The 521-nt window shown below is 41.3% G+C and carries 2 tRNA genes; both read left to right on the top strand.

Annotated elements, in window-relative coordinates:
• The first annotated feature begins 43 nt into the window (after window positions 1-43).
• Window positions 44-118: transfer RNA gene (locus ACTJKC_RS25390), tRNA-Ile, on the top strand.
• 15 nt (window positions 119-133) lie between these two features.
• Window positions 134-207: transfer RNA gene (locus ACTJKC_RS25385), tRNA-Ala, on the top strand.
• Window positions 208-521: the final 314 nt, after the last annotated feature.

The following is a 521-nucleotide window of genomic DNA, read 5'->3' as shown; positions in this document are numbered from 1 at the left end:
AGATACTATATACTGCGACATAAAAAAGCTTACCCAATAACAAAGTCCCGTAGCTCAGCCTGGTTAGAGCACTACACTGATAATGTAGGGGTCTCCAGTTCAAATCTGGACGGGACTACATTTAAATCCTTTTGGGGGATTAGCTCAGCTGGCTAGAGCGCCTGCCTTGCACGCAGGAGGTCAACGGTTCGACTCCGTTATTCTCCACATAATACAAAGCTTACCAGGATTGGTAACATACATTGACATAAAGATTAAGAAAGAAGAAAACGCCACGGGGCACATACAAATAAAAGTATGAAACGGTTCGAGACCGCAGTTTTTTACTAATAAGGCTGAAACGAGGCTTAGTTAGGGGACAATGAAACCCTCTAGCTTTATACCCTCCACCTTCAACCTTAATAAAGTTCTTTGACATATTGGAAGAAGTTAAAAAAGAAGAGCAAACAACAATAGGCGACTGTTGTGTTTGTGCTCTCCTAAGGATGTAGCAATACAAAATTAGGGATGAGACATCATAA

Origin of the sequence: Pedobacter sp. 22226 (genome assembly GCF_052045455.1) — a bacterium.
Classification (GTDB): domain Bacteria; phylum Bacteroidota; class Bacteroidia; order Sphingobacteriales; family Sphingobacteriaceae; genus Pedobacter; species Pedobacter jeongneungensis.
This window is presented reverse-complemented; position numbering and strand designations above follow the sequence as displayed.